Raw genomic sequence first — 24,723 nt, forward strand, 5'->3', positions numbered from 1 at the left:
CCGAACCGCTTAGGCGGATTCTCGTACTTTTGTGACATACAGCGTCGGACCCGCGGGTGCCGGCCGCCGCTGACTATATGGGCTTAAACATCCTTTGGACGCTTCTGTTGGTCGTGGCGAATGGTTTCTTCGTTGCCGCAGAATTTGCGTTAGTGAAAGTGCGGGCCTCGCAGCTCGAATTGCGGGTGCAGGAAGGCAACCGATGGGCGAAGCTCACACTGGGCCTGGTGCAGCACCTCGATGCGTATCTCTCGGCCACGCAGCTGGGCATCACGCTGGCCTCGCTGGCCCTGGGTTGGGTTGGCGAAAAAGTGATGGCCGAAATTGTGCTGACGGTGCTGCCGCACCTCGGCGTGGAATGGTTGCTGGGTCAGTTCAACATGAAGCTAACGCCGGCCCTGGCCCACAGCATCGCCGTGCCCATCGCCTTCGCCCTGATTACCGTCATGCACATCGTGCTGGGCGAGCTGGTGCCGAAGTCACTGGCCATTCAGCGCTCCGAGGCCGTGAGCCTCGTAGTGGCCGGTCCGCTGAAGTACTTCTATACGTTGTTCTCGCCCATCATCCGGCTGATGAACGCGCTGAGCAACGCCATCCTGCGCCTGTTCGGCATTCAGCCCGCTTCGGAGCACGAAGTGCACACCGCCGAGGAGCTGCGCCTGCTCATTGACCAGAGCAAGCAGAGCGGCGAGATTCAGGAGTCGCAGCACGAGCTGATCGAAAACGTGTTTCAGTTCAACGACCGGATGGTGAAGCAGATCATGGTGCCGCGCACCCGGATTTCGGCCATCGACGTGCACAGCACCGAGGAGGAAATCGTGGAGGCGGCCTTCAACGAAGGGTACTCGCGCATCCCGGTGTACGAGGAGAATATCGACAACATCGTGGGCATACTCTACGTGAAGGACATGTTCAGCCTGATCCGGCGCGGGGAGCCTATTCACCTCGCCCAAATCATGCGGCCGGCCTTCTTCGTGCCCGAAACCAAGAAAATCAACCGCCTGCTGCGCCAGTTTCAGCGCAAGCACCTGCACATGGCCATCGTCTCGGATGAGTTCGGCGGCGTGTCGGGCATCGTCACCATCGAAGACATTATGGAGGAGCTCGTGGGCGAAATCCAGGACGAGTACGACAACGAGGTACCGGTGGTGGAAAAAGTCTCGGAGCTGGAGTACCGCGTGGCGGCCTCCACGGCCATCAACGACGCCAACGAGTTCCTGCCCTTTCCCCTGCCCGAAGGCGACGACTACGAAACCGTGGGCGGCCTGGTCAACGTGATTTACGGCACCATCCCGGAAATTGGCGACGTGGCCGTGTTCGAGAACTACGAGTTCCGCATCCTGAACCGCTCGCGCCGCGCCGTGGAGCTGGTGCAGCTGCGGGTGCTGGAACCGGCCGAGCGCGAAGCCGCCGGCAACGAGCTGCCGGACCTGGAAGAATAAAGCAGGCTGCCCGCTTAGGTAAGCAAGACGGCCCCGCTGCGCATGCGCAGCGGGGCCGTCTTCCGTTAATGGCCTTCGTTACTTGGCCTCTTTATTCATGTCGCTGAACGTCTTGGCGTACTCCCCGTTTTTGGGCTTCAGGTCGCCAGTGATAATCTTAATCAGGTCGATGGTGGTCAGGACGGCTAGCACCAGCAGCGGAATAATCAACCAGCTGGTGAGCAGCAGGGCGATGTACAGCAGCCCGCGGCCGGTATAGCCCAGGTAGAAGCGGTGCACCCCGAAGGAGCTCAGAAAGATGCACAGCAGCAGGGCCGTCAGCTGGCTTTTGCCCTCCGCGGCCGGCGCAGCGGCCGACTGCCGGGCGGCCTGCTTTACAGCTTGCTTGACTTCCCGTCGCAGGGCTTTCTGCGCTGCGGGCGTGAGCGGCTGGGCCGCCTTTGCTTCCGCCGGGCCAGCCACGCGCGTGGCAGTGCGGGGTTGCGGGGCGGGTGCTGCCACCCGGCGGACCGGGCTGGAAGCCGTCACGGGCGCCGCCGAAGCCGTTAGCTCAGCGGCCGGCCGGGCCTCGGGTGCCTCTTCCGCCCCGATGGGTGCGGCCGGGTGGGCGGCCGTTTCGTGGTAAGACGCGGCGCCGGATTTGAAGGCGTACTGCGAGCGGCCACAGGAGGCCAGCGCGGCGGCAGCCACCAACAGCGTGGCTACGCGGGAATAAAGCTTGTTCATGACTGCTTGAGGCAGGAGGTATAAGAAAGGTTGGTCGAGTGCTTCAGGATTTCCATCGAACTACAGCCGCAGCGGGCGCAGGCTTGGCTTTTACAGCTGAGCCTATTGCTCTTGCGCGGGCTGGAGCCAGCTGGCGTACATGATATAGTTATCGGCGGTGCGGCGCAGGCCTTGGGCTTGTTCCTCGCTCACCGGCTTGATCTTGCGGGCGGGCACGCCGGCGTATAGGTAGCCCGGCTCGCACTGCGTGTTCTCCAGCACGACGGCCCCGGCCGCAACGATGCAGCCGCGGCCTACCACGGCGTGGTCCATCACGATGGCGCCCATACCGATGAGCACATCGTCCTCCACCGTGCAGCCATGCACGATGGCCCGGTGCCCGATGCTCACGCGCGCCCCGATGGTAGTAGCGGCCCGCTCGTACGTGCAGTGAATCACCGCTCCGTCCTGAATGTTGGTCTTCTCCCCCACCCGAATGCGGTTCACGTCGCCGCGCACCACGGCATTAAACCACACGGTGCAGCCGGCTCCGAGCACCACGTCACCGACGAGGGTTGCATTGTCGGCCACAAAGCAGTCGGGGCCAATTTCGGGCAGCTTGCCGTGAACGGGGAGAATGAGCGCAGGCATAGGCAGGCAGATGTGAGCGGGAACCGGTAGGTTTACGGCGGGGCCCAAAAGTAGCGTACTCGCCCCGCCATTCCGCCTCCCTGCCATGAATTCCGCCGTTTTCACCGAGCGTCAATACTTTGTTCGTCACTGGTGGTGGCTGTTGTTGCTGGTGGTAGCCATGGCCGTGGCGCCGCTGCTGAGCCAGCTTTACCGCACCGGCACTTCGCAGTTCGCGGCGTGGCTGGGGCCGGCGCTTGCCTTGCTCGTTGTGGGCCTAGTCCTGAGCATCCGGCTCGACGTACGCCTGGACGAAAACGGCGTGCGCTACCGCATGAGCCCGCTCCATCTGAACTGGCACCACCGTTCCTGGGCCGATATCCGCTACGCCTACCTGCGCGAGTACCGCCCGCTGGCCGAATACGGCGGCTGGGGCATGCGCGGGATTTTCCGCCGTAACCGCGCCCTTACCGTGGCCGGTTCGCAGGGCCTGCAGCTGGAATTCACCAATGGCACCAAGCTGCTGCTCGGCACGCAGCTGCCGGCCCGGGTCGAGCAGGCCTTGGTGGAGCTTGACCGGCTCGCGCCCGCCGGCTAGCGCGCCAGCATCCGCTTCCAGGTACCCTTGTACCAGTTGTACTTGAGCGTACTGGGCAGCGCCTGCCAGAAGTACTTGCTGGTTTCCACGGCGAAGCTGGGCTGCATGTAGCAATTGATGGTGCAACCCTCGCAGGCGGGCAGCCGGCCTTCCAGGGCAGCCAGTTGCTGCACCGGCTCGGAGCGGTACAGCTCGTGCAGCTGCCCTTCAATGGGGAAGCTTTTAGTACCCAGGTGGTAGCAGGGCAGCACCAGCTCGTTGGACGGGGAAATCACCAGCGTGGTGCTGGCGGCCCGGCACACGGGGGCCGCCACGTGGTTGCCGCCGTCGCGGCGCAGCTGAATGAACGCCTCGTTCAGGTACACGCCCGGGCGCTTGCCAAAGGCCGACAGAAAGTCCAGCTCCTCGGCCGTGAGCTGGTCACCCGTAGCCACAGCGTTGTACTCAAAGGCGGGATTAAGGATCAGCATCAGCCCGTTGGGCCGGGTGATGTCGCGGTACACGGCCTCGAGCTGGGCCAGGTTTTCGCGAAAGACGGTGAAAAGCACGTCGGGCCGTTCGCCTAGCTCCTTGGCCACCCGAATGCTTTCGAGCACGAAATCAAAGCAGGCCACGCCGCGGCCGCGGTCGTGCTGCTCCTTCTCCGACGAGTCGAGCGAGAAGTGCAGCATGTCCACCTTGCCGCGCAGCCGCTCGGCATACTTCGGATACAGCAGGCCGTTGGTGGTGACCGTGGTGATAAAGCCCATGTCGTGGGCCAAGGCCAGAAACTCGGGCAGTTGCCGGTGCAGCAGCGGCTCGCCGCCCGTAAAGTCAATCACCGACACGCCCAGCCGCTTCAGGTCGCGCAGGTTCTGCTCTACGTCGGCCAGCTGAATGTACGGCGACGGCTTCTCCCAGATGTCGCAGAACGAGCACTTGGCATTGCACCGGTAGGTGACGTAGTAGTTGCACAGAACCGGGTGACGAACAAGGCGCATGGAGTTCGTTTTCGTTGTTCGTTGTTCGTTTTTCGTTGTTCGGCAACTTGACCAGCGCCCACAGACGGTAGCGAAGGTACGGCCTTCGTTCAGGCCCAACGACTTTTCGGGACTAACCACCGCCCCGGCTGTAAGTTTTCAATGTGCCGCTCCCAACGAACAACGAATAAAAAACAACGAAAAACGAACCGTCAGTGCAGCTTTTCGCCCGTCCACTCCGGCGCCACGGCAGCCAGCGCGGCTGCGTCGGCGGGGCCGTAGTGCTCTAGGTAGTAGTTGCAGAGGCCCTTGAGCGGGCAGGCCGGGCAGTTGGGCTTGGCAAAAAAACAGATGTGCTGCCCCAGCCAATAGTTGTGCTTGTGAAAATTCAGCAGCACGTCAGCATCGGGCGGCAGCTGGGCCAGCAACACTTGGTGCGCCTTTTCCACCGACACTTTCGGTCCGATCATGCCCACGCGCTGAGCCACGCGGTGCACGTGCGTATCCACCGGCAGCACGGGCTTCTGAAAGTTGAAGAGCAGCACCAGCGACGCGGTCTTGAGCCCGATGCCGGGCATGTCGGTAAGCCAGGCCAAGCCCCGCTCCACTGGCCACTGGGCCAGCGCGTCGAGGGCATACTCGCCGAATTCGGCCCGGATGCGGCGCAGGATTTCCTGGATGCGCGGCGCCTGCGTGTCGGGCCAGCGCGTGGTGCGAATGGCGTGGGCCAGCTCGGCCGTGGGCGCATCCACCACGCCCTGCCAGTCGCCGAAAGCTTCCAGCATCCGCTCGTAGGCCAACTCCTCGTCGCGGTGTGTGGTGCGGTGCGAGAGAACGGTGCTGATCAGCTCGCGCATGGGCGTACGGCGCTGGCCCGGCGGCACCGGCCCGTAGAAAGCGTGCAGAATGCGGTGGTCTTCGAGCGTTTTGGCAGCGGCGGGCAGGTCGTAGGCGGTGGTCAGCGCGGGAATAGGCATGCAAAGGTGTACCGCCGCCACCCGGCCGGGGTTGCGTAGCCGCCGGGGCAAAAAAAATCCGGCGGCTCCCCAGTAGGGGAGCCGCCGGATGAGCGACGGACAGCGGCGTTGGCCGGCCCGGCTTAGATCTGGCCTTTCTCGGCAGCTTTCTTCAGCTTCTCGTTGGCGTAGATGGCCACTTCCACGCGGCGGTTCTGGCTACGGCCGGCTTCGGTGGTGTTGTCGGCCACCGGCTCACGCGAGCCCAGGCCTTTCACTTCGAAGCGCGACGGCTCCACGCCCTGGTTCATGATGTAGTTGGCCACGGCCTGAGCCCGGCGCTGCGAGAGCGGATCATTAATAGCGTCCGAGCCACGGTTGTCGGTGTGGCCTTCGATCAGCACGTTCGTGTCGCCGTACTTCTTGAGGGTTTCGGCCAGCGTGCCGATGTTTTCCTGGGCCGAGGAAGTCAGCGAGGAGGAGTTGGTGGCGAAGAGGATGCCCGAGGCGAACGTAATTTTAATACCCTCACCCACGCGCTCTACTTTGGCGCCGGCCATTTCGCGGCGCAGCTCTTCGGCCTGCTTGTCCATGCGGCGGCCAATAAGAGCCCCCGCGCCGCCGCCGACGGCTGCGCCGATGATGGCACCGGCAGCGGTACCCTTTTTGCCGCCGATGACGCGGCCTAACACGGCCCCGCCGGCCGCGCCGCCCAAGCCCCCGATGATGCCGCCTTTAGCGGTCTTGCTCATGCCCTTGCGCTGGGTCGTAGTGGTGGTTTGGGCCTGTGAGGCAACCGACGTAAGCAGCAGCACGAGGGCCAGCAGGAAAGCGAGGGGGGAACGAAGCATGTTCATGACTTGGTTTTCTGGTTGATGATGGTGAGAGAGGAGCAAGAGAAGGAGTAGGTCAGTGGAACGCCCCTGTCTGAGCTAGGTTTTGCAACCACCTTGCCAAAGGAGTGCCGAGCGGCTCATGCCGACACCAATTTACTGACTTTCAAAGCAATAATTTTTTCCGCCGCATAGCAAGAGGCCATTACCTTAGGCCGTTTACCCGGTTTGCTGCGACCGAGCAACCGCGCTGAAAACAGCCCGGTTAAGCTACTGCTTAGCACCCTGCCGACTGCGGAGCGTCCCATTCAACGATGTGGTGCCGAAGAATGTTGTGGCGAAATATAGCACCAAAAAAAAGCCCTTCCGAATCCGAAAGGGCTTTTTGCTTACAACTCACTGAGGAGCTTGAGCTTGTCGAATGAGCTGGTGGTCCAAAAAAAATCACATTCTGCGCTTAGTCCTTGCGCGAATACTGCTCGTAGCGCACAGGGTCCTTCTTTTTATCCTTCTTGCGGCCGATAACGGCCCCGCCGACGGTACCGGCGGCAGCTCCGATCAGGGCCCCTTTACCCCCACCGACGACAGCACCCGTGGCAGCGCCGGCCGTACCACCAATAGCGGCGCCTTTGGCCTTACCGCTCCAAGTGCGGGGCTTGGTGATTTTCGATTGGGCCTGCGCCTCCGCGGCGCCGCCCAGCAAGGCTACCGAAAGCACGGCAGCAACGATTCCTTTATGAAAGTTCATGGCAGTTCAGGTTGGTTAAAGCCCGCCACGCAATGAGGCAATAGCGGGCTGCTTGGATAAAAACGTAAAGCCGTACCGCCGGGGTTACGCGGCTGCGTGTTTTTATCCTGATCCTGAACGCCAAACGTAAAAGAGCCGCCCCCAAGGAGCGGCTCTCGTCAAGCGGATACACCGGAAGCAACAGCAGCTTACAGGTCGCCGCGCTCGGCGGCTTTCTTCATCTTCTCGTTGGCGTAGATGGCAATTTCCACGCGGCGGTTAGCCTGCTTGCCTTCCGCCGTCGTGTTGTCGGCCACCGGCTGCGTCGAGCCGTAGCCCTTGGTGGTGATGCGACCCGACTCTACGCCCTGCTGCACGGTGTAATTGGCCACAGCCTGGGCGCGGCGCTCCGACAGCGGCTGGTTGATGGCATCCGAACCGGTGTTGTCGGTGTGGCCTTCCACCAGCACGTTGGTGTCGGGGTACTTCTTCAGCACTTCGGCCATTTTCTGGATTTCCGTCTGCGAAGCGGCGCGCAGGTCCGATTTGTTGGTATCGAACAGGATGCCGGCATCGAACGTGATTTTGATGCCTTCGCCGACGCGCTCCACGCGGGCGTTCTTCATGTCGCGCTGCAGCTCTTCGGCCTGCTTGTCCATTTTGCGACCGATAACGGCCCCGGTAGCACCGCCCACGGCCGCGCCGGTGATGGCGCCGATAGCAGTACCCGATTTGCCGCCGATGACGCGGCCCAGCACGGCACCGGCCGCCGCGCCGGCACCCGCGCCGATCACGCCGCCTTTGGCCGTGCGGCTCATGCCGTCTTTACGGGCACCCGACCCGTTGCTGGAAGGCAGGTCGCTGCTGCCCGCGGTCTGCGACGTTTTGCAGGAGCTAAAAAGCACCGTGAACATCAGCAGCAGCGCAAACAATGATTTGAAAGATTTCATGAGGTCAGTGGTATGTGAATGTTGGGAGAAAACAGTCAGTTGGCCTTTACCCGGTTCAGCCCGAAAAGGTTGGGCTAATCGAACCATGTACTTGAGCCAGTAGACATTCCGGGGCGGGCGGCCTGTTCAAAAACGACCAACCCCGCCCGACTACCACGACGGTAGCCAAGCGGGGTTATCCAACAAGCATGCCGAAGCGGCTTAGTGGCTGGGGGCCTCGGCCACCACAGGGGCCGGACGCAGCATCAGCAGCAGGTCGCTGAGCTTCTGCTTCAGCATCTTACGGTCGACAATAAAATCCAGGAAGCCATGCTCCAGCACAAATTCGGCGCTCTGGAAGCCCTTGGGCAGGTCCTTACCGATGGTTTCCTTGATAACGCGCGGCCCGGCGAAGCCGATCAGTGCGCCCGGCTCGGAGATGTTGAAGTCGCCGAGCATGGCGTAAGAGGCCGTCACGCCACCGGTGGTGGGGTCGGTGAGCAGGGAAATATAGGGCACGCCGGCTTCGGCCAGCAGGGCCAGCTTGGCGGAGGTTTTGGCCATCTGCATCAGCGAGTAGCCGGCCTCCATCATGCGCGCCCCGCCCGATTTGCTGATCATCAGGAAGGGAATGCGGTGCTGGCGGGCGTAGTCGATGGCGCGGGCAATCTTTTCGCCGACGACCGAGCCCATGGAGCCGCCGATAAAGCGGAAGTCCATGCAGGCCACCACCAACTCGCCGCCGTTCATGCGGCCGTGGGCGGTGCGCACGGCGTCCTTCAGGCCGGTGGCACGCTGCGTGGAGGCAATGCGCTGCGGGTAGGCCTTGGTGTCGACGAAGTGCAGCGGGTCGCCGGACGAGAGGTTGGCATCCAGTTCGGTGAAGCGGTTGTCGTCGAACAGGATTTCAAAGTACTCGGCCGAGTCGATGCGGTCGTGGTGGTTGCAGGAGGCGCAGGTGTAGAGCAGCCGCCGATGCTCGCCCATATCGGCCACGGTGCCGCATTCGGGGCACTTGTACCAGAGGCCGTCGGGCGTTTCTTTTTTCTGCTCGGTGGGCGTGATGATGCCCTTTTCCTGCCGTTTAAACCAAGCCATTATGGTTGAAGAACTAGTTCAAAGATGGGTGCACAGCCGGTCCGTGGTGCGGGGCGGGCCAGCTTACGTCGCCGAAAGGTACGGCGCCGCCGGCTGCCTGCCACCGAATGGACCGGAGCACAAAAGTAAAGTAGGCCCGGCTACTTTAAACATTTAGCGGCGACAAAGCCGCCGTGGGCATTTCGGCGGCAGGTAAGTCGACCGAAGGAAGATCAGGCCAGCGTGATGGAATCGTCCAGGTACACGTCCTGAATGGCGTGCAGCAGCTCCACGCCTTCGGCGAAGGGGCGCTGGAAGGCTTTGCGGCCCGAAATGAGCCCCTGCCCGCCGGCGCGCTTGTTGATGATGGCCGTGCGAATGGCGTCGTCGCGGTCGGTAACGCCTTTGCTTTCGCCGCCGGAGTTGATGAGCCCGATGCGGCCCATGTAGCAGTTGGCCACCTGGTAGCGCGTCAGGTCGATGGGGTGCTCGGAGCTGAGCTGCTCGTACATGGCCGGGTGGGTTTTGCCGAACTTGAGGGTGCTGAAGCCGCCGTTGTTTTCGGGCAGCTTCTGCTTGATGATGTCGGCCCCAATGGTCACGCCCAGGTGGTTGGCCTGGCCGGTGAGGTCGGCCGAAACGTGGTAATCCTTGTCGGCGGTTTTAAAGGCGTTGTTGCGGGTGTAGCACCAGAGCACCGTGGCCAGCCCCAGCTCGTGGGCCCGCTCGAAGGCCGCGGCCACTTCCTGCAGCTGCCGCCCCGACTCCTCGGAGCCGAAGTAAATGGTAGCGCCCACGGCCGCCGCGCCCAGGTTCCAGGCCTCTTCCACCGAGCCGAACATGATCTGATCGAACTTATTGGGGTAGGTCAGCAGCTCGTTGTGGTTGATTTTCACGAGGAAGGGAATCCGGTGGGCGTACTTGCGCGCCACCGTGCCGAAGGTGCCGAACGTGGTAGCCACCGCGTTGCAGCCGCCTTCCACGGCCAGCCGGATAATGTTTTCGGGGTCGAAGTACATTGGGTTCGGGCCGAAGGAGGCGCCGGCCGTGTGCTCGATGCCCTGGTCGACGGGCAGGATGCTCAGGTAGCCGGTGCCGCCCAGGCGGCCGTGGTGGTACAGCTGCCCGAGGCTGCGCAGTACCTGCGCCGCCCGGGAGCTGGGCACGAAGCTGCGGTCGAGGAAGTCGGCACCGGGCAGGTGCAGCTGCTCCTTGGGAATGGTGCGGCACTCGTGCTGCAGCAGGGCTTCGTGGTCGGCGGTGAGGCGCAGGGAGGAAGAGGCCATGGGACGTGGGGTGAGAAAAGGGTGAGCAGGCGTGGCAGGCAACCAAATATAGACCGAAATGCCGTTCGGGCGGAGCCGTTCCGCTGGCATATTCGGCCGCGCGGGGCTACCTTGCCGGGGCCGTGTGCCCGACGGGTGCGCCGGGTCCTTTTGCTTTATTTTGCCTTGTGAAGAAGTCAACCCCTACCCTGCTGCTGGCCGGCCTGGCCGCCGTGAGCCTGAACCTGACAAGCTGCGTAACCGCCAAAAAACACGACGACCTGAAGGCCCGCCTGACGGCCACCGAGCAAGCCCAGACCACGGCGGAGCGGCAGGCCCGCGAGGCGGTGGCCGAGCTGAAAAAGGCCACCGATGAGCTGAACGAACTGCGCCTGACCAACCGCCGCCTCGTCAGTGACTCGGCCCAGACCGGCAACGTGCTGCGCCGCACCCAGACGCTGTACCGCGAGCTGAGCGATACGTACGAGAAGCTCATCAAGAACAACGAGAAGGTGCTGGCCAACAAATCGGCCGACTACCAGAAAGTAGCCCAGGACCTGGCCCGCCGCGAGGCCGAGCTGGGCGAGCTGTCGGCCAACCTGAACAAGAGCCGCACCGAAATCGACAAGCTCTCGGCCGACGTAAAAAGCCGCGAGCAGCGCCTGGCGGAGCTCGAAAAGGCCCTGGCCGAAAAGGATGCTGCCGTCAATGCGCTTAGGGCCAAGGTCAGCAACGCCCTGCTCTCCTTCAAGGCCAGCGACCTGCAGGTGAAGGTGAAGGACGGCAAGGTATATGTGTCCCTCTCGGAGCAGCTGCTGTTCAAATCGGGCTCGACGAAGGTGGACCCCAAAGGCCAGGAGGCGTTGACCAAGCTGGCCGCCGTGCTCAAGGAGCAGCGCGACGTGAACGTGGTGGTGGAAGGCCACACCGACAACGTTCCCATCCTGAAAGGTACCGCCGGCATGCAGGACAACTGGGACCTGAGCGCGCTGCGCGCCACCGAAATTGCCCGCCTGCTGACCGTGGGCGGGGTGCAGCCCGAACGCGTGACGGCCTCGGGCCGCTCGCAGTACGTGCCGGTGGCCCAAAATGACTCGCCCCAGAACAAAGCCATGAACCGCCGCACCGAGATTATCCTCACGCCCAAGCTCGACGAGCTGTTCCAGATCCTGGACGCCAACTCGCAGGCGGGCAAATAACCCGTTCGGGCAACACCGACAGGCAGGAATCGTTAGGTTTGGGACTGGATCCTGACCGTCTACGATTCCTGCCTTTATTATGACCCACTGCTACTTTCGCCGCCTCGGGTTGGCCCTGCTGCTGGGCCTTGCGGGGTCCTTTTCCGCCCGTGCTACCCACATCCTGGGTGGGCAGATCAGCTACCGTCATTTGGGCGGCAATCAATACCGGGTACGCGTCGAGCGGTACGTGGACCCCACGTCCAGCGCTTCCACCAACCTCCAGACCATCCTGGTCTGCAAGGGCGCCGGCTGTACCTCTGCGGGCGCGGGCAGCTTCACGGTGCCACTCCAGGCCACCGCCGCCACGACGCCGGCACCATCGCCCTGCGGCGCCGGTGCGCCCTACCAGGTGCAGGTGGCCGAAACCGACGTAACGCTGCCGGCCGACCGGTGGACGCTCAGCATCGACGAGGAAAACCGCTCGTTCTCGAGCAACAACCTGGTTCAGCCCGACCAGCGGGATATGCACGTGCAAACCACGCTGGACAATACGGTGACGCTGGCGGACCATTCGCCGCGCTTCACCGAGGCGGAGCTGCCTTACGCCACGGCCCACGCCCTGAACCGCTACAGCTTCGCCGCCTTCGATGCCGACGGCGACTCGCTGGCTTATTCGCTGGTGCCCGCCCAGTGGAGCCCGCGCGCCAACCCTTCCGTGTACGAGTGCCCCGTGGCAATGCTGTACCTGTCCTACCCGGCGGGTACCGTCACCGATGCCGGCAGCGGACAAACGGGCAGCTACCCGGCCGGACAATTCTCGGGCGCCTTTCCGCTGCCCTCGTTTCGCGTTAGCGGCGGAGTGGCCACGCCCTGGGTCGAGCTAAACCCCGCTACCGGCCTGCTGCTGGCCGCTCCTACCCAGCTGGGGCTCTACGCCGTGGCCGCCCGCGTCGACTCGTACCGCCGGGTGGGTGGGCAGCTTATACACCTGGGCAGCGCGACGCGGGAAGTAACCTACTTCGTGCGGGCCACCCCCAATGCCAATCCCACGCTGACGGCCCGGCAGGGAAGCGTGGCGGTTTCCCTCGACGGCGCCATCAGCGTATTGCCCGGCCAGACCCTGGACCTCACCTTCGCGGCCACCGACCCCGACGCGGGCCAGACGGTGCTACTTACCAGCAACGTAGCCAACCTGCTGCCCGGGGCCACGTTCCAGCCCAATCTGGTGACGCCCACGGCGCAGTTTGGCTGGACGGTGCCCCCCGCGGCCGCCGGGCGGCAGTACGCCTTCAGCGTACGCGCCACCGACAACTCCTGCCCGCTGAAAGGCAGCGACAACCGCACCGTGCTGCTGCGCGTGGCCGGTTTGCGGCCCACGGCTGCCGCGGCGGTGCGCAACCTGCGCGTGCTCAGCGCTTACCCAACGCCGTTTAATCAGCAGGTGAGCTTTCAGTTGACGGGCCAGCAGCCGCAGCCTGTGCTGATAACCGACGGGCTGGGCCGCCTGGTGGCCCGCTTGCAGAGCGCCGCCGACGGCTCCGTGAGTTGGCGGCCGGACGCGCTGCCGGCCGGCCTGTACTTTGCCCGCACCCTCGACGGCGCACAGGTACTGCGGCTGGTGAAGGCCCATTAGCCGCTTGCTGCCCTGTAGCCCCCCCGACGGCTGCCGCGGCTGCTCTACAGCGGAGCTGCCGGGGCTGTTGGGTGGCCCGATGCCCGGACCTCACGGTACAGGCAGCGGAAGCCCGCCAGCAGGGCCAGGGCAAACAACGCGGCCACAATCTGCGGGTGGTGTACCAGCCAGGTGGGCCGGTGGTGATAGTGGCTGAACATGGTGTGCAGGTTCAGAAAATAGCCCAGCGACACCAGCGCGTAGGGCAGCCAGCGGCGGGTACACAGGGCGTAGGCGCCCAGGAACACTACCGCCGGGTGCCAGTACCGCTCGTGCATTTCGGTGTTGAAAAAGCAGAACACCAAGGGAATCAACCCGCAGACCAGCAGCACCAGCGGCGCATCGGCCGGGCGGAAAATGACACGCGCCCGCAGCCGCAGCCACGAGGCTTGGAGCAAGGGCAGCAGCGCCGCCGCCGAGCCCGCGCCGAAGGCCAGCAGCCCCCACTGCCGGTAGCTCAGGCCGAACTTGCGCAGGGTATCGGGCACCCAGAACAGTGCGTCGGGCATCAGCAGCACCCAGAGGTTGAAAGCGTTGACGGTGGTGTAGGGGTAAATGCTGACGGCCGTAAAGTTGATTTGCAGGATGCGCCCGAGGTAGCTTCGCTCGCCGCCCCACACGAAGGGCGCCAGCAGTAGCACCTGCACCGCGGCCGCCGCCCCCACCCCCAGCAGCAGCTGCCGGCCCGAGCGCCGGGCCAGGGGCAGCCACAGCAGCAACAGCGGCGGCAGAAATACAATGGCCTGCAGCTTGGCGTTCAGGGCCAGCACGTAGAGCACCACGCTCAGCACCAGCCGGCCGCGCACCGCCAGCAGCACCGCCGCGAAGGTGAGGGTGGTAAAAATGGCGTCGACCTGCTGCCAGATGAGCGTGTTGTAGAGGTAGCCGGCGTTCAGCAGCAGCCACAACGCGCCCACGAAGCGGCGCCAGCTGCCGCGCAGCCACGACGCGGCCAGCAGGGCCCCGGCAAAGTCGAAGAGCAGGGTGACGGCTTTCAGTCCGTGCGAGTAGGCGTAAATAGCCGATACGCTCCCCAGCAACTGCCCATAGAGCCACAGCACGTAGTGGTAGAGCGGGTTGTAGTCGATGGCCAGGTCTTCGTATGTATTGCCCAGGCCGCGGCGGAAGATGTGAGCCGTCCACGCCTGCCAGGCGCCCCGGTCGCCTTCGTGGGCCGTGCGGCCGGCCAGGGCGAGCAGCAGCCCGAACAGCAGCAAGTATAGCCCTGCGTAGCGCAGCGGGCTGAGGCGCCGCAGCAGCGCGTAGCGTCCAAACCAGGGCCTGTTCATCGCCTCAAAGCTACGCAACGCGGTCCGCCGTCCATGCCCGGCGTTGCCTGCCAAGCAGCCCGTACAGCTCCACGATGCCAGCCCCGATGGCCGCCGCGAACAGCAGCGCCACCAGCGGCGGATGCAGCAACCCGGGCCATAGCGCCCGCAGCTGCAGGTAGCCCAGCACGGCCTCCAGGTTCAGCAGGTAGCCCAGGCAGCTCAGGCCAAAGACCAGGTAGCGCCCCAATACAAAGGCGTACGCGGCTGCGAACAAGACGGCGCTGTGCCAGTACCGTTCGTGCATCTGGGTGTTGAAAAAGCAGAAGATCAGCGGCACCAGGGCAAACGCGAGCAGCACCAGCGGCCGGTCGGCGGGGCGTGGCTGCCGGAGCCGCCCAAGCGTGTGCAGTAGCAGCGGCAGCAAGACCACCGTGGCTGCCCCGGCAAACAGCAGCATACCCCAATGCCGGAACGTCAGGCCACGCCAGAGGTCCGTGTCGAGGCGGGTGAGCAAGTGGCCGTCGGCCGCGAGGTGCCACCAGTTGTAGGCGTTCATCGACAGCACCGGGTAGTAGCCCACAGCCTGCCGGTTGATGCGCCAGATAACGTCGAGGTAGCTTCTTTCGCCCCCAATGGCAAAAGGCAACAGCACCAGCGCCACCGTGCCCAGCCCGGCCAGCAGCGCGGCCCCGAAGCGGCGCGGCTGCTGCCACCACTGCGGCGCCCAGAGCAGCAGCAGCCCCGGCAGAAATATCAGCGCCTGCAGCTTGGCCGTCAAGGCCAGCGCAAAGCACACCGCGCTCCAGGTGCCTCGCCCGTGCAGGGCCAGCAGCACGGCCGCGAAACTCAGACCAGTGTAGATGGCATCGACCTGGCCCCAGATCAGCGTGTTGTACAGGTAACCGACGTTGAGCAGCAGCAGCAGGGAACCGACGAAGCGCCGCCGGTCGGTGCCGGCCAATGACGCGGCCAGCAGCGCCCCGGCCACGTCGAAGGGCAGGGTGAGCAGCTTCAGCCAGTAGCGGTGCGCCTCGATGGCCGCCGCGCTGCCAGCCAGCTGCCCGTATAGCCACAGCACGTAGTGGTAGAGCGGGTTATAGTTGTTGCCGTGCACGGCGTACACGTTGCCCAGCCCGTGGGCCGTGCTGTACTGCGCCCACCGTACCCAGAGCCAGAAGTCGTCCTTGAAGCCGGCCTCGGGCAGCAGCACCGTCAGCAGCCCAAGCAGCAGCAGATAAGGCACCGCATACGGCCCCAGCGGCCAGCGGCGCCACCAAGCCGGGTTTGGGTTGGAGGGAGCGGATTCGGGCACGCCTCAGAGTTATTTCAGCTCAAACTCGGCGTCGACGGCGCTGCTCACGCGGATGGTGCGCAGGTTGGGCGGCGCGCTGCCGGCTGCGTCGGCCTGCTCCTCCAGGCTCGCGCCGCGCAGCTTGTAATTCGAGCGGGTATCCTCCGCTGCCGGCAGCGTCAGGCCGGGCACCACCTCGGCCACGGCTAGCGGGGCGCCGAGCTGCTGGCCGAGCTGCCGGGCCATCTGGGCGGCCTTCTGCCGGGCGTTGTCGAGGGCGCGGGACAACACTTCCTGCTTGCGCGCCTCCAGCTGCGAGCTTTCCAGGCGGGCCACCTGCACGTTATCAGCCCCGGTTTGCACCAGCCGCGGAATCAGCTCGTTGAGCACCGCCGGCTTGTCGAGGGTGAGGCGGTACACCTTGGTGAGGGAGACGTTGGCGTTGTAGGTTTTCGAGAAGCCGCCGTAGCCGTAGGCCGTCAGGTTGTCGAGCACCAGCTTCTCGCGCGGCACGCCGAAGCTCTGCAGCGCCACCAGCAAGGCCTGTTCCTGGGCTTTGGCCTTGTCGGCGTCCTTCACATTGTCGGCCACGCGGTAGGTCACGAGCAGCTCCACGCGCTCCGGCTCCACGTCGGCAAAGGCGGTGCCGCGCACGGCCAGCGTGCGGGGGCGCGGCGCGGCGGTTTGGGCCGCGGCCGTGGTGGCCGCGCCGGCCAGCGTGGCGGCTAATAGCCAGAGGTAGAAAGTGTGACGCATCGTTGTAGAATAAGCAGTTGGATGAATGGGATACAAGTAAGCCGTCATCCTCCGCATGGGCGCAGAATGACGGCTTCACAGGCTGTAGCTGGCTTAGCCCAGGGCTTGGGCCAGATCCTCAATCAGGTCTTCGGCGTCTTCGATGCCCACCGAGAGACGAATCAGCGAGTCTGACAGGCCGGCTTTGCGGCGCTCTTCGGCCGGAATGCTGGCGTGCGTCATGGTGGCGGGGTGGCCCGAGAGGCTTTCCACGCCGCCGAGGCTTTCGGCCAGCGAAAACAGCTGGAATTTCTCCAGCACGGCCACCGCGTCCTCCACCTTGTCTTCCTTCAGCACGAAGCTGATCATGCCGCCGAAGTCGCGCATCTGCTGGCGGGCTACCTGGTGGTTGGGGTGCGACTCGAAACCGGGCCAGAACACCTGGCCCACTTTGGGGTGCTGGCGCAGGTACTCGGCCACGGCGCGGCCGTTTTCGCAGTGGCGCTGCATGCGGATGTGCAGCGTCTTGAGGCCGCGCAGCACCAGGAAGCAGTCCTGGGGACCGGGCGTGCCGCCGCAGGCATTCTGGATAAACGAGAGGCGCTGGTGCAGCTCGTCGTCTTTCACGATGAGGGCGCCCATCACCACGTCGGAGTGGCCGCCCATGTACTTGGTCAGGGAGTGCATCACCACGTCGGCGCCGAGGTCGAGCGGGGTTTGCAGGTAAGGCGTGGCGAAGGTGTTGTCGACCACCAGCAGGGCGCCGCCGGCGTGGGCCGCCTCGGCAATGGCCTTGATGTCGATGATGTGCAGCAGCGGGTTCGTGGGCGTTTCGGCCCACACCAGCTTGGTGCGCTCGGTCACGGCGGCGCGCACGGCGGCCACGTCGTGCATCGGCACGAAGGTGAACTTGATGCCGTACTTGGCGAAAACTTTCGTGAAGATGCGGTACGAGCCGCCGTACAGGTCGTTGGTGGCCACCACCTCGTCGCCGGGCTCCAGCAGCTTCACCATGCAGTCGATGGCGGCCATGCCGGTGGCGAAGCACAGGCCGTGCGTCCCATTTTCGAGGGCCGCCAGGGCATTTTGCAGCTGGGTGCGGGTAGGGTTGTGCGTGCGCGAGTACTCGTAGCCTTTATGGTCGCCCGGCGAGCGTTGCACGTAGGTCGAGGTCTGGTAGATGGGCGTCATGATGGCGCCCGTGGTGGGGTCCGGGTGGACGCCGGCGTGAATGGCTTTGGTGCCGAATTTCATAGCAGGAACTTGGGGTCTTAGGGTCTGGGCAAGTTAGGGGGCCCAAAGGTAGCAGGCTGATTTTCTTCCGCCTTCCTCATGGCCGGCTCCGGTCGGCGCCTTAACTTGTTCCCGACTGTATTTATTCCCCAACCTTCTCTGTTACCGCGTGAAACAACTTTTACGCCTGCTATGCTGGGCCCTCGTCCCAGCCTTCGCCGCCCAAGCGGCCCCCACCCCCGTCGATTCGGCCGCGCTCTTCCAGGCGCGCCTCGACTCCGTCAACGCCAGCTTCCGTTACCAGACGGGCCGCGTGGCGCTCGGCAACGGGCTTGGCACGCTCACCGTGCCTGCCGGCATGCGCTTTCTCGACGCGGCCCAGAGCCGCCGCGTCCTCGTCGACCTCTGGGGCAACCCCGCCACCGCCGCCGAAGACGTGGAGGGCATGCTGTTCCCGGCCAAGCTGGGCCCGGCCGACGAAAAAAGCTGGACGTTCGTGGTCAGCTACGAAGCCATGGGCTACGTCAAGGACGACGACGCGGCCGACATCGACTACGACGAGCTGCTGACCGACATGCAGCAGGAAATCCGCGACAGCAACCCCGAACGCAAAGCTGCCGGCTACCCCACGCGCGAGCTGCTCGGCTGGGCCTTGCCCCCGCACTACGACCAAGCCACGCACGCCCTGCACTGGGCCAAAAAGCTGCAGTTTGAGGGCTCCGACGGCCCCACGCTCAACTACGACGTGCGCGTGCTTGGCCGCAAGGGCGTGCTCAGCCTCAACGCCGTGGCCGACCCCTCGCAGCTGGCCCTGGTGCAGGCCCAGATTCCGGCCGTGGTCAAGGCTGCCGACTTCGCGGCCGGCCAGCGCTACACCGACTTCAACCCCGACCTCGACGAGGTAGCAGCCTATTCGCTCGGCGGGCTGGTAGCGGGCAAGGTGCTGGCGAAAGTGGGGGCTTTTGCCCTGCTGGCCAAGTTCTGGAAGGTCATTCTCGCCGTGCTAGCCGCGGGCTTCACGGCCCTGCGCCGCTTTTTCACCGGCCGCGCCGTAGCGTTCGAAGACGAGCAGCCGACCGATGAAGGCCCCACCCCTGGGGTTACTCCGGCGCCGGAAGTGTAGCTTCGGCGCCCGGTTTTACGTTTGAGCCTGGGTAGCGGGCCGGTCGGTTGGCCGGCCCGCTTTCTTTTGCCGCCTGCCCATGCGCTTTCTCCGCGACCTACTTCGTCACAATGCCTCTACGCTGCTCTCAATGGGCCTGCTGGTGGCCCTGCCCGTGCTCGGCAGCGCCACGCTGAGTGGCGTGCTTTATCAAAACCAGCAGCTGCTGCAGAACCTGACCAACGCGCAGACGCTGGTGTATTTCGCACTGATTGCCTTCACCATGGCCTTTGCCCTGACGCCCACCACCTTCGTGGCGCTGGTGACGGGCTTTTACCTGGGCTGGTGGGGCTTCCCCGGCATGGTGCTCAGCTACGCGCTGGCCGCCATGGTGGGCTACCTGGTAGCCACTTCCCTCGACCACGGCAAGATGCTCGCCTTCCTCCACCATTTCCCCAAGGCCGAGGCCGTGATGCAGGAGCTGAAAAAGGAAAGCTGGCAGCTCATCCTGCTCACGCGCATCTCGCCGGTGCTCCCCTTCGCCCTGATGACCTTCGTGCTGGCGGTGATGCGGGTCGAGAAAAAGCGCTTTTTGGCCGCTTCAGTGGTGGGCATGCTCCCGCGCAGCCTGTTTTTCTACTGGCTTGGCACCAAAGCGCAAGACGTATTCGACCTCGTGCGCGACCCGGACAGCGGCACGGCCGGCAAGCTGCTGGTGGCCGGGCTGATTGCCGTGTCGGTATTCGGGCTCTACTACCTTTTCAACCGGGCCCTGAACCGGGCGCTAAAAAAATCGCAAAAAAATGTCGCCTGACGTTCAGCGGCTTGCACTCACTACCGGCACTACCTTCCCGGAAATATTCGGATAACATTTGCAGAAGCCAAAAAGCGGCTGTTATCTTTGCACCACCAACACGGAAAAACGGTCACGTAGCTCAACTGGATAGAGCACCTGGCTACGAACCAGGAGGTTTGGGGTTCGACTCCCTACGTGACCACATCCAATTCGTACAACACCCTGTAAACCAAGCGTTTACAGGGTGTTTTCGTTTACAGGTAAAACATAGGTAAAACAACTGAACGTTTTACCAAACTTGACGACCTGAACGTTCGTGTTGGCTACCGTAAGTCAACTCTTGAGCCGCGAGCGAAATTGGTCGTGTCTGTTGTCGGGTTGACCAGGAAGCACCTTGTTACTTGACTGCCACTGTGGTTCTCAAGTTTGGCGTGCGTTGCTCAACTCGGGTTACCAAGCTCTTGGCGTGAGCACGAGCAAGAGCACGTACTCGCATACCCTCAGAAACAGACTTTCAAGTGTCCGTTCACAAGACGGGCACTGATGATCTATTGATAGCAAACTCCGTTGTCCTTGGCCCGACGTCAGATAGCGTCTGGGACACACAGCGACAAAATTTGTGACTCACTCATCGACATTCTGCGCGCCTACACCTGATGTCGGTCACGCAAACTCATCGAGTCCTTCCACGACATCGACAAGTCGAACACCGTAGTGTCGACACAGCGTGAGCAGCGTTGTGAGAGTCACGTTGGCCTTACTCGACTCGATGCGTCCGATATGCACCCCAGTGGCGTCGTACACTTCCTGCAGCGTCAGCTTTCTGTCTTCTCGCAGCGCCTTCAGGCGACGAGCAAGTTCTGACAAGAAAGGTGATTCGTGCTTGCGCGCCATGAGGCGACAAAGTCACGTCTCTACGAAGGCGCACACAATGACATATTTGTCATTATAACTAACTTCGCACCCCGCCCCTATTATCGTCGGTGCCATGTCGAGTTCCGTTCTTGTCGCAAAGAAGTTCGCTGCCAGGGAATATGCCTGGAAGCTGGTTATGACGCTCCTCCGCCAACCACCGAAGGAAGCTGGCGAATACCACATCGTTCCGGTGAATGAGGTATTCGCTGACCTGGCACCCAACTACGAGCAGCTCCAACGCATCACGGACGAGGTTTGCCGCATGACGATACACGTCGTCGATGTAGAAGAAGATGACCACACCTTCATGCCTGTTTTTCACTCTATCGGCTGGCGTGATACTGCGGAGGGGGGAAATGTAGTGGCGCGATTCCACATTTTTGCCGACGCTGAACTATACCTGCTTCGACAAGGGCTGAGCCGGTTTACTGCCGATATCATACCCACGACGGAGCAGCTGAACGCGGCAATCGGGTCCGAAGGAATCAGTCTGACCCTGAAAATGGGTCGGTAGCTATACGGTTCAGCTTCGCGATGAAGAAATTGATATTGACTGCTGTCTGTGCGCTGCTGGCAGGCTCCTCGGTGGCCCAAGAACTGTTATACCCAGCGAAGTACCACGTGTATAAAATCGCACTAAGCCGCTTCGTTTCCTTCGACGAGGGTTATCGAGACCTGAAGACGTGGAAAGTCGACTTGCTGATGAAGACCGGTCGTTCGAGAGTACTCGTGTACCATACGACCGGCAGCGGAACTTACCGGACGGCTGTTGGAGCGCCGTCTTACAGGCTCGATTATCTGGCGAATCCGTTCAGACACGCGTACGATGACATCGTGACGGAGACATACGGTGGTGCCATCTACACAGGGCAGATAGGCCCACCATCGGCAGAGGTACGAAACCAGAGCCAACCCAGCGTTATCTGGCGCTCCACGGTCTCAGGCAACAAGTCACTCAACCTCGACTGGATAACTGACAAGGCTGGCCGGAATGGTCTGAAAGACACATACAGGCTCACCTTCTATTGCCGGCCGGTTGAGTGACTCGCTGCTCTTTGCTGGGGTACAGTTGCTGCATGTGCACGCGAGGTAGGGGTACCTTTATAACCATCCCCCCGCCTTTTCTCTCAACCGACCTACCCCCCCTTTCGCAGAGAAGAGTTTTCAAACAGAGCTGTCACGATCATCAACGTTTCCTGGGACGCCTTCCACAAGCTTTGCACCTCGGCAGAGAGCAAGGAACATCTGCAGTGCAGGAGCCACCTTCTGATTACCGTTGCAGTTGCCGGAGGAAGCGCACCATCTGTTCGTTATCGTAGTCGCCCATCCCTTCGTGCCGGTCGACAATATCCCCATTCGGAGCAATGATGAAGGTCGTCGGGATGGATTCGGTGTTGAACACAGCCGGCAGGTCACCATTCAACGTGTAAATGGGCATGGTAAACCCGCGTCGGGCTATGAAACGACGCGCTTTCTCCGGCTGCTCGTCTACTGAAACCAGTACCAGAGCAATGTTGTCCGACTTGGTCTTGTCGTGGAGCTTCTGCAAGCCGGGCATCTCTGCCACACAGGGGGGGCACCATGTCGCCCAGATATTGAGCACGACAACCTTTCCACGCAATGCGGCGAGTGTTGTCGGACGCCCGTCGAGTGTGCGTAGCGGTAGCGAGTAGTCCGCTTTAGGCACTGGGGTAGTGGGTCGCGTAGCCGCGTGCGCAAAAAGTCCTGTGGCCAAGCCGAGTTGCTGTACGCGACCAATAGCTTCGGTGTGCAGCCCAGTAAAGTACAGCGTAGCGGGTATCAGCACGTAGAGAGCCGGCAGCCACTGGCGAAAACGGGCGGTGGCTGTTTTGCCAGGTCGCTGCAGATCAGAATGCGTCATACCGATGGGTTGTGCTCATTGCTTCGGTCCACCTGCATGTTAAACCGCTCATTTATGAAAGTCCATATTGCGGGCAGGTTCGGAAACCGGGCGTTATTGACCAAGCCGAACGACGGCAGTGCAAAGATTGGGATTTGTGGATAGACGAACTGAAATTCCGCAGACTGAAGCACAGCAGGGGAAACCAGACTGGCATCTGTGCTTCGGAAAGACGCGTACCACATCTTAACTCAAACCACTCTGGTTCATATATCCGCCGCCCGCTCTATTGCACACATGACGCTCGATTTGGGGGGCACAACTACTCCAAGCTGCTCCCGGACGCAGTATCAGCAGCTCACTGACTAATTCGGTGAGAAACGGCCAGCCGCCGTACAGGTAGATAACAGTAGCCAGTACCACCCAACCTGCTTCCGGGAAGGCCCACTTATAGCCGACCAGGTGCTGAAACATCGTCGACAGCGCAACAATCAGGACGGACAAGAGCAGGCAAACCCAAAACCGCCATAAAAAGTCGGTAATCATGGCTCCGTGGTCGTGCCCGGCGTGTCCCATACCCGAGTCGGTGTGGGTGTGCCCAGTCTGGTGCGAATGGGCGTGGGAAGCCAGTGCCGCTGGTGCGTTTGACAAAATGGGGGCAGGGTGCGAATCCGCAACGGGATGGTGATGGGAGTGGTCCATGACGTGCGGCAAGGTGAATGCAGCTTGGTGTAGGCGAAGTGTTTCTTCTAACGGACCGCTTTCCCGCACGCTTGGCACAATTAAGTGCCTCTGGTTGCGTGATTCGCCGCCGCCTACGCTACCTCGTGCAGCCCCGTGCGGTGGCTGTGCTCCGGGTCGAGCCGCTGGAACTCAGTGGGCGACATTCCCGTGACCTGCTTGAACTGGTTGGTCAGGTGAGCCGCGCTACGGTAGCCGAGTTTGCGGGCAATTTCGGCCACAGAATCGTCCTGGTAGCTCAGCAGTTCCTTGGCGCGCTCTACCTTCTGACGGATGATGTACTTCTCTACGGTCAAGCCTTCGCGCGCCGAAAACAGCTGCGAGAGGTAGTGGTAGTCACGTCCGAGCCGTTCGCTCAGGTACACCGAGTAGTTCAGCACCGGCCACTGCTCCACGGGCGTGTAGTGAATCAACTCCAGCACGGTGGCCTTCAGCTGCTCCACCAACTGGTCTTGCGGGTTCTCCAGCAGCTCGAAGCCGAGCGGGTCCAGGGTAGCGCGTAGGGCTGCCACGTCGAGTTTCACGCTGGGCGAAAGCACCACATCGGCGCCGCCCAGCGCTACGTTGAGCACCTGCAGGCCCATGAGCTCCAACTCGTTGCGCACCAAGCGGGCACAACGCGGGCACACGACGCCCCGCAGCTGCAAACGGGTAGCACCGGCAGGCACTGAAGTGGGAAGAGCAGCAATGAGACGAGTGACGGCGGGAGACTTCATTACTAACGGGTAGCGCCCGAAGAAGGGCTGCTCTCGGTAAACCTACGCAAGCCCGCGACGCAGCGCTACCCCGGTGACGAATCTTGTAATAACGAGCAATGATTGTGTACAGCCGCCCGCCGACCCCGGCCGTACTTTTGCATAGGTTCAATCCCGACCGGCACTCAGCGCTGGTCCATCCCTTTTACTACCCGAGCCATGAACACACTGAAGTTTAAGACCAACATCAACTGCGGCGGCTGCGTGAAAGCTGTTACCCCGACCCTGAACGGCGAGAAGTCCATCGAGAACTGGCAGGTGGATACTGCTAACCCCGACAAGATTCTGACCGTGACCTGCGACCTGAACTCCGACGAGGTGGTCGAGTTGGTGGAGAAAGCCGGCTTCAAAGCCGAACCCGCCCAGGCGTAACCGCGCCGAAGCTACCGTTCACGCAAACGCTTGGGCAATGCTCAGGCGTTTGTGGTTTCCAGTCCGTTCTGTCGACCTATCTCCTATGGACCACCTCGTGCGCATCAAAGGCATGGTATGCCCCCGCTGCATCCAAACGGTGAAGACCCTGTTCATGGACCAAGGCTTTACCGTCATGGGCATCGAGCTTGGCTCGCTCACGTACCGCATCGGCGACGAGTACCCGCGTGACCTGACCGTGGTCCGGGAGCAGCTGGAAGAGGAAGGCTTTGAGGTGCTCGATGACAAACAGTCCCTTACCATTGCCCGCCTGAAACAGTTGGTCGAGGCGTGGATTCAGCAGGATTCGGCCCGCAACACGACGCTGGCGGCTTACGTGAGCGACGCACTGCACCAGAACTACCACTCCCTGAGCACGCTGTTCTCCGATACCCAGGGCCTGACGCTGGAGCGTTACCTGATCAGCCGCCGCATCGAGCTGGCCCGTGAGCACCTCGCAGCTACGCAAGACACGCTGGCCGCCATTGCCGACCGCCTGGGTTACAGCAGCAGCCAGCACTTCTCCAACCAGTTTAAGCGCGAGACGGGTATGACGCCCTCGGAGTACCGCCAACTGGTACGGGAGACGCCGCAGACCGCCCAGTAAGCGGCGGGAGCACCGCTCCGGCCGAATGTTG

General features: G+C 62.8%; 27 protein-coding genes and 1 tRNA gene. 11 read left to right on the plus strand and 17 right to left on the minus strand.

Annotation, left to right across the window (positions count from 1 at the left end; genetic code table 11):
* Window positions 1-77 precede the first annotated feature (77 nt).
* Window positions 78-1,442, plus strand: a complete 1,365-nt coding sequence (locus ACYVKQ_RS15115; RefSeq protein ID WP_460676192.1) for a hemolysin family protein — start codon at window positions 78-80, stop codon at window positions 1,440-1,442.
* Window positions 1,443-1,520: 78 nt separating this feature from the next.
* Here the strand turns inward: ACYVKQ_RS15115 and ACYVKQ_RS15120 are convergent, their stop codons facing one another.
* Complete coding sequence (locus ACYVKQ_RS15120) at window positions 1,521-2,168, minus strand: TM2 domain-containing protein (protein WP_460676193.1); 648 nt, start codon at window positions 2,166-2,168, stop codon at window positions 1,521-1,523.
* Between the two features lie 102 nt (window positions 2,169-2,270).
* Complete coding sequence (locus ACYVKQ_RS15125; RefSeq protein WP_460676194.1) at window positions 2,271-2,798, minus strand: gamma carbonic anhydrase family protein; 528 nt, start codon at window positions 2,796-2,798, stop codon at window positions 2,271-2,273.
* Between the two features lie 85 nt (window positions 2,799-2,883).
* On the opposite strand from ACYVKQ_RS15125, the gene ACYVKQ_RS15130 reads away from it, so the two are divergent.
* Window positions 2,884-3,375 carry a hypothetical protein gene (locus tag ACYVKQ_RS15130; protein WP_460676195.1) on the plus strand — a complete coding sequence of 164 codons (492 nt, stop codon included), beginning with the start codon at window positions 2,884-2,886 and terminating at the stop codon, window positions 3,373-3,375.
* On the opposite strand, the gene ACYVKQ_RS15135 is transcribed toward ACYVKQ_RS15130, so the two are convergent.
* From ACYVKQ_RS15135 to ACYVKQ_RS15165, 7 genes are all read right to left on the minus strand, one after another.
* A complete protein-coding gene (locus tag ACYVKQ_RS15135) occupies window positions 3,372-4,355 on the minus strand; it encodes a radical SAM protein (RefSeq protein ID WP_460676196.1) in 984 nt (327 codons plus the stop codon). The genes ACYVKQ_RS15130 and ACYVKQ_RS15135 overlap by 4 nt on opposite strands.
* A gap of 191 nt (window positions 4,356-4,546) precedes the next feature.
* The gene (locus tag ACYVKQ_RS15140; protein WP_460676197.1) at window positions 4,547-5,311 is read right to left on the minus strand and encodes an endonuclease III domain-containing protein; all 765 of its coding nucleotides are present in this window, start codon (window positions 5,309-5,311) and stop codon (window positions 4,547-4,549) included.
* Between the two features lie 122 nt (window positions 5,312-5,433).
* Entirely contained in the window at window positions 5,434-6,147 is a 714-nt protein-coding gene (locus ACYVKQ_RS15145; RefSeq protein WP_460676198.1) for an OmpA family protein, read from the minus strand.
* Between the two features lie 433 nt (window positions 6,148-6,580).
* Window positions 6,581-6,871, minus strand: a complete 291-nt coding sequence (locus ACYVKQ_RS15150; RefSeq protein WP_460676199.1) for a glycine zipper domain-containing protein — start codon at window positions 6,869-6,871, stop codon at window positions 6,581-6,583.
* 188 nt (window positions 6,872-7,059) lie between these two features.
* On the minus strand, window positions 7,060-7,800 hold the full coding sequence (locus ACYVKQ_RS15155; RefSeq protein ID WP_460676200.1) for an OmpA family protein: 741 nt from the start codon (window positions 7,798-7,800) through the stop codon (window positions 7,060-7,062).
* A gap of 201 nt (window positions 7,801-8,001) precedes the next feature.
* On the minus strand, window positions 8,002-8,877 hold the full coding sequence (accD, locus tag ACYVKQ_RS15160) for an acetyl-CoA carboxylase, carboxyltransferase subunit beta (RefSeq protein WP_460676201.1): 876 nt from the start codon (window positions 8,875-8,877) through the stop codon (window positions 8,002-8,004).
* Between the two features lie 212 nt (window positions 8,878-9,089).
* Window positions 9,090-10,142 (minus strand): class I fructose-bisphosphate aldolase, encoded by a 1,053-nt coding sequence (locus ACYVKQ_RS15165; RefSeq protein WP_460676202.1) that lies wholly within the window; start codon window positions 10,140-10,142, stop codon window positions 9,090-9,092.
* Window positions 10,143-10,309: 167 nt separating this feature from the next.
* On the opposite strand from ACYVKQ_RS15165, the gene ACYVKQ_RS15170 reads away from it, so the two are divergent.
* Entirely contained in the window at window positions 10,310-11,320 is a 1,011-nt protein-coding gene (locus ACYVKQ_RS15170; protein WP_460676203.1) for an OmpA/MotB family protein, read from the plus strand.
* 79 nt (window positions 11,321-11,399) lie between these two features.
* Window positions 11,400-12,935, plus strand: coding sequence for a hypothetical protein (locus ACYVKQ_RS15175; protein WP_460676204.1), 1,536 nt, complete (start codon window positions 11,400-11,402; stop codon window positions 12,933-12,935).
* A gap of 44 nt (window positions 12,936-12,979) precedes the next feature.
* Here the strand turns inward: ACYVKQ_RS15175 and ACYVKQ_RS15180 are convergent, their stop codons facing one another.
* The 4 genes from ACYVKQ_RS15180 to ACYVKQ_RS15195 all read right to left on the minus strand — a co-directional run bounded on the left by ACYVKQ_RS15180 (window position 12,980) and on the right by ACYVKQ_RS15195 (window position 17,525).
* Window positions 12,980-14,263, minus strand: coding sequence for a hypothetical protein (locus ACYVKQ_RS15180; protein WP_460676205.1), 1,284 nt, complete (start codon window positions 14,261-14,263; stop codon window positions 12,980-12,982).
* Between the two features lie 10 nt (window positions 14,264-14,273).
* A complete protein-coding gene (locus tag ACYVKQ_RS15185; RefSeq protein ID WP_460676206.1) occupies window positions 14,274-15,557 on the minus strand; it encodes a glycosyltransferase 87 family protein in 1,284 nt (427 codons plus the stop codon).
* A gap of 9 nt (window positions 15,558-15,566) precedes the next feature.
* Window positions 15,567-16,292, minus strand: coding sequence for an SIMPL domain-containing protein (locus ACYVKQ_RS15190; protein WP_460676207.1), 726 nt, complete (start codon window positions 16,290-16,292; stop codon window positions 15,567-15,569).
* A gap of 93 nt (window positions 16,293-16,385) precedes the next feature.
* Window positions 16,386-17,525, minus strand: a complete 1,140-nt coding sequence (locus tag ACYVKQ_RS15195) for a cystathionine gamma-synthase (RefSeq protein ID WP_460676208.1) — start codon at window positions 17,523-17,525, stop codon at window positions 16,386-16,388.
* Between the two features lie 148 nt (window positions 17,526-17,673).
* Between ACYVKQ_RS15195 and ACYVKQ_RS15200 the strand changes: the two genes are divergently transcribed.
* The 3 genes from ACYVKQ_RS15200 to ACYVKQ_RS15210 all read left to right on the plus strand — a co-directional run bounded on the left by ACYVKQ_RS15200 (window position 17,674) and on the right by ACYVKQ_RS15210 (window position 19,604).
* Window positions 17,674-18,627: a DUF2167 domain-containing protein gene (locus tag ACYVKQ_RS15200; protein WP_460676209.1), complete on the plus strand. Its 954-nt coding sequence runs from the start codon at window positions 17,674-17,676 to the stop codon at window positions 18,625-18,627.
* A gap of 79 nt (window positions 18,628-18,706) precedes the next feature.
* Window positions 18,707-19,420 (plus strand): TVP38/TMEM64 family protein, encoded by a 714-nt coding sequence (locus tag ACYVKQ_RS15205; protein WP_460676210.1) that lies wholly within the window; start codon window positions 18,707-18,709, stop codon window positions 19,418-19,420.
* A gap of 110 nt (window positions 19,421-19,530) precedes the next feature.
* Window positions 19,531-19,604 (plus strand) — tRNA-Arg (locus tag ACYVKQ_RS15210).
* Window positions 19,605-20,065: 461 nt separating this feature from the next.
* Here the strand turns inward: ACYVKQ_RS15210 and ACYVKQ_RS15215 are convergent.
* Window positions 20,066-20,296, minus strand: a complete 231-nt coding sequence (locus ACYVKQ_RS15215) for a helix-turn-helix domain-containing protein (RefSeq protein WP_460676211.1) — start codon at window positions 20,294-20,296, stop codon at window positions 20,066-20,068.
* Window positions 20,297-20,390: 94 nt separating this feature from the next.
* Between ACYVKQ_RS15215 and ACYVKQ_RS15220 the strand changes: the two genes are divergently transcribed.
* Both ACYVKQ_RS15220 and ACYVKQ_RS15225 read left to right on the plus strand, forming a co-directional pair.
* On the plus strand, window positions 20,391-20,831 hold the full coding sequence (locus ACYVKQ_RS15220) for a hypothetical protein (RefSeq protein WP_460676212.1): 441 nt from the start codon (window positions 20,391-20,393) through the stop codon (window positions 20,829-20,831).
* A 20-nt stretch (window positions 20,832-20,851) separates the two neighbouring features.
* Window positions 20,852-21,361: a hypothetical protein gene (locus ACYVKQ_RS15225; RefSeq protein ID WP_460676213.1), complete on the plus strand. Its 510-nt coding sequence runs from the start codon at window positions 20,852-20,854 to the stop codon at window positions 21,359-21,361.
* A gap of 226 nt (window positions 21,362-21,587) precedes the next feature.
* Here ACYVKQ_RS15225 and ACYVKQ_RS15230 read toward each other — a convergent pair whose 3' ends face one another.
* The 3 genes from ACYVKQ_RS15230 to ACYVKQ_RS15240 all read right to left on the minus strand — a co-directional run bounded on the left by ACYVKQ_RS15230 (window position 21,588) and on the right by ACYVKQ_RS15240 (window position 23,635).
* Window positions 21,588-22,199 (minus strand): TlpA family protein disulfide reductase, encoded by a 612-nt coding sequence (locus ACYVKQ_RS15230; RefSeq protein WP_460676214.1) that lies wholly within the window; start codon window positions 22,197-22,199, stop codon window positions 21,588-21,590.
* 225 nt (window positions 22,200-22,424) lie between these two features.
* The gene (locus ACYVKQ_RS15235) at window positions 22,425-22,724 is read right to left on the minus strand and encodes a hypothetical protein (RefSeq protein ID WP_460676215.1); all 300 of its coding nucleotides are present in this window, start codon (window positions 22,722-22,724) and stop codon (window positions 22,425-22,427) included.
* Between the two features lie 269 nt (window positions 22,725-22,993).
* Window positions 22,994-23,635: a helix-turn-helix domain-containing protein gene (locus ACYVKQ_RS15240; RefSeq protein ID WP_460676216.1), complete on the minus strand. Its 642-nt coding sequence runs from the start codon at window positions 23,633-23,635 to the stop codon at window positions 22,994-22,996.
* Window positions 23,636-23,833: 198 nt separating this feature from the next.
* On the opposite strand from ACYVKQ_RS15240, the gene ACYVKQ_RS15245 reads away from it, so the two are divergent.
* Complete coding sequence (locus ACYVKQ_RS15245) at window positions 23,834-24,046, plus strand: heavy-metal-associated domain-containing protein (RefSeq protein ID WP_138081657.1); 213 nt, start codon at window positions 23,834-23,836, stop codon at window positions 24,044-24,046.
* Between the two features lie 85 nt (window positions 24,047-24,131).
* Window positions 24,132-24,692, plus strand: coding sequence for a helix-turn-helix domain-containing protein (locus tag ACYVKQ_RS15250; RefSeq protein WP_460676217.1), 561 nt, complete (start codon window positions 24,132-24,134; stop codon window positions 24,690-24,692).
* Window positions 24,693-24,723: the final 31 nt, after the last annotated feature.

The sequence above is a fragment of the Hymenobacter coalescens genome (genome assembly GCF_054783195.1).

Excerpts from the sequence above, each read along its gene's own strand:
- ACYVKQ_RS15115 (WP_460676192.1), top strand. The coding sequence starts at position 78 with ATGGGCTTAAACATCCTTTGGACGCTTCTGTTGGTCGTGGCGAATGGT.
- ACYVKQ_RS15120 (WP_460676193.1), bottom strand. The coding sequence starts at position 2,168 with ATGAACAAGCTTTATTCCCGCGTAGCCACGCTGTTGGTGGCTGCCGCC.
- ACYVKQ_RS15125 (WP_460676194.1), bottom strand. The coding sequence starts at position 2,798 with ATGCCTGCGCTCATTCTCCCCGTTCACGGCAAGCTGCCCGAAATTGGC.
- ACYVKQ_RS15130 (WP_460676195.1), top strand. The coding sequence starts at position 2,884 with ATGAATTCCGCCGTTTTCACCGAGCGTCAATACTTTGTTCGTCACTGG.
- ACYVKQ_RS15135 (WP_460676196.1), bottom strand. The coding sequence starts at position 4,355 with ATGCGCCTTGTTCGTCACCCGGTTCTGTGCAACTACTACGTCACCTAC.
- ACYVKQ_RS15140 (WP_460676197.1), bottom strand. The coding sequence starts at position 5,311 with ATGCCTATTCCCGCGCTGACCACCGCCTACGACCTGCCCGCCGCTGCC.
- ACYVKQ_RS15145 (WP_460676198.1), bottom strand. The coding sequence starts at position 6,147 with ATGAACATGCTTCGTTCCCCCCTCGCTTTCCTGCTGGCCCTCGTGCTG.
- ACYVKQ_RS15150 (WP_460676199.1), bottom strand. The coding sequence starts at position 6,871 with ATGAACTTTCATAAAGGAATCGTTGCTGCCGTGCTTTCGGTAGCCTTG.
- ACYVKQ_RS15155 (WP_460676200.1), bottom strand. The coding sequence starts at position 7,800 with ATGAAATCTTTCAAATCATTGTTTGCGCTGCTGCTGATGTTCACGGTG.
- accD (WP_460676201.1), bottom strand. The coding sequence starts at position 8,877 with ATGGCTTGGTTTAAACGGCAGGAAAAGGGCATCATCACGCCCACCGAG.
- ACYVKQ_RS15165 (WP_460676202.1), bottom strand. The coding sequence starts at position 10,142 with ATGGCCTCTTCCTCCCTGCGCCTCACCGCCGACCACGAAGCCCTGCTG.
- ACYVKQ_RS15175 (WP_460676204.1), top strand. The coding sequence starts at position 11,400 with ATGACCCACTGCTACTTTCGCCGCCTCGGGTTGGCCCTGCTGCTGGGC.
- ACYVKQ_RS15180 (WP_460676205.1), bottom strand. The coding sequence starts at position 14,263 with ATGAACAGGCCCTGGTTTGGACGCTACGCGCTGCTGCGGCGCCTCAGC.
- ACYVKQ_RS15190 (WP_460676207.1), bottom strand. The coding sequence starts at position 16,292 with ATGCGTCACACTTTCTACCTCTGGCTATTAGCCGCCACGCTGGCCGGC.
- ACYVKQ_RS15195 (WP_460676208.1), bottom strand. The coding sequence starts at position 17,525 with ATGAAATTCGGCACCAAAGCCATTCACGCCGGCGTCCACCCGGACCCC.
- ACYVKQ_RS15205 (WP_460676210.1), top strand. The coding sequence starts at position 18,707 with ATGCGCTTTCTCCGCGACCTACTTCGTCACAATGCCTCTACGCTGCTC.
- ACYVKQ_RS15215 (WP_460676211.1), bottom strand. The coding sequence starts at position 20,296 with ATGGCGCGCAAGCACGAATCACCTTTCTTGTCAGAACTTGCTCGTCGC.
- ACYVKQ_RS15220 (WP_460676212.1), top strand. The coding sequence starts at position 20,391 with ATGTCGAGTTCCGTTCTTGTCGCAAAGAAGTTCGCTGCCAGGGAATAT.
- ACYVKQ_RS15225 (WP_460676213.1), top strand. The coding sequence starts at position 20,852 with ATGAAGAAATTGATATTGACTGCTGTCTGTGCGCTGCTGGCAGGCTCC.
- ACYVKQ_RS15230 (WP_460676214.1), bottom strand. The coding sequence starts at position 22,199 with ATGACGCATTCTGATCTGCAGCGACCTGGCAAAACAGCCACCGCCCGT.
- ACYVKQ_RS15235 (WP_460676215.1), bottom strand. The coding sequence starts at position 22,724 with ATGATTACCGACTTTTTATGGCGGTTTTGGGTTTGCCTGCTCTTGTCC.
- ACYVKQ_RS15240 (WP_460676216.1), bottom strand. The coding sequence starts at position 23,635 with ATGAAGTCTCCCGCCGTCACTCGTCTCATTGCTGCTCTTCCCACTTCA.
- ACYVKQ_RS15245 (WP_138081657.1), top strand. The coding sequence starts at position 23,834 with ATGAACACACTGAAGTTTAAGACCAACATCAACTGCGGCGGCTGCGTG.
- ACYVKQ_RS15250 (WP_460676217.1), top strand. The coding sequence starts at position 24,132 with ATGGACCACCTCGTGCGCATCAAAGGCATGGTATGCCCCCGCTGCATC.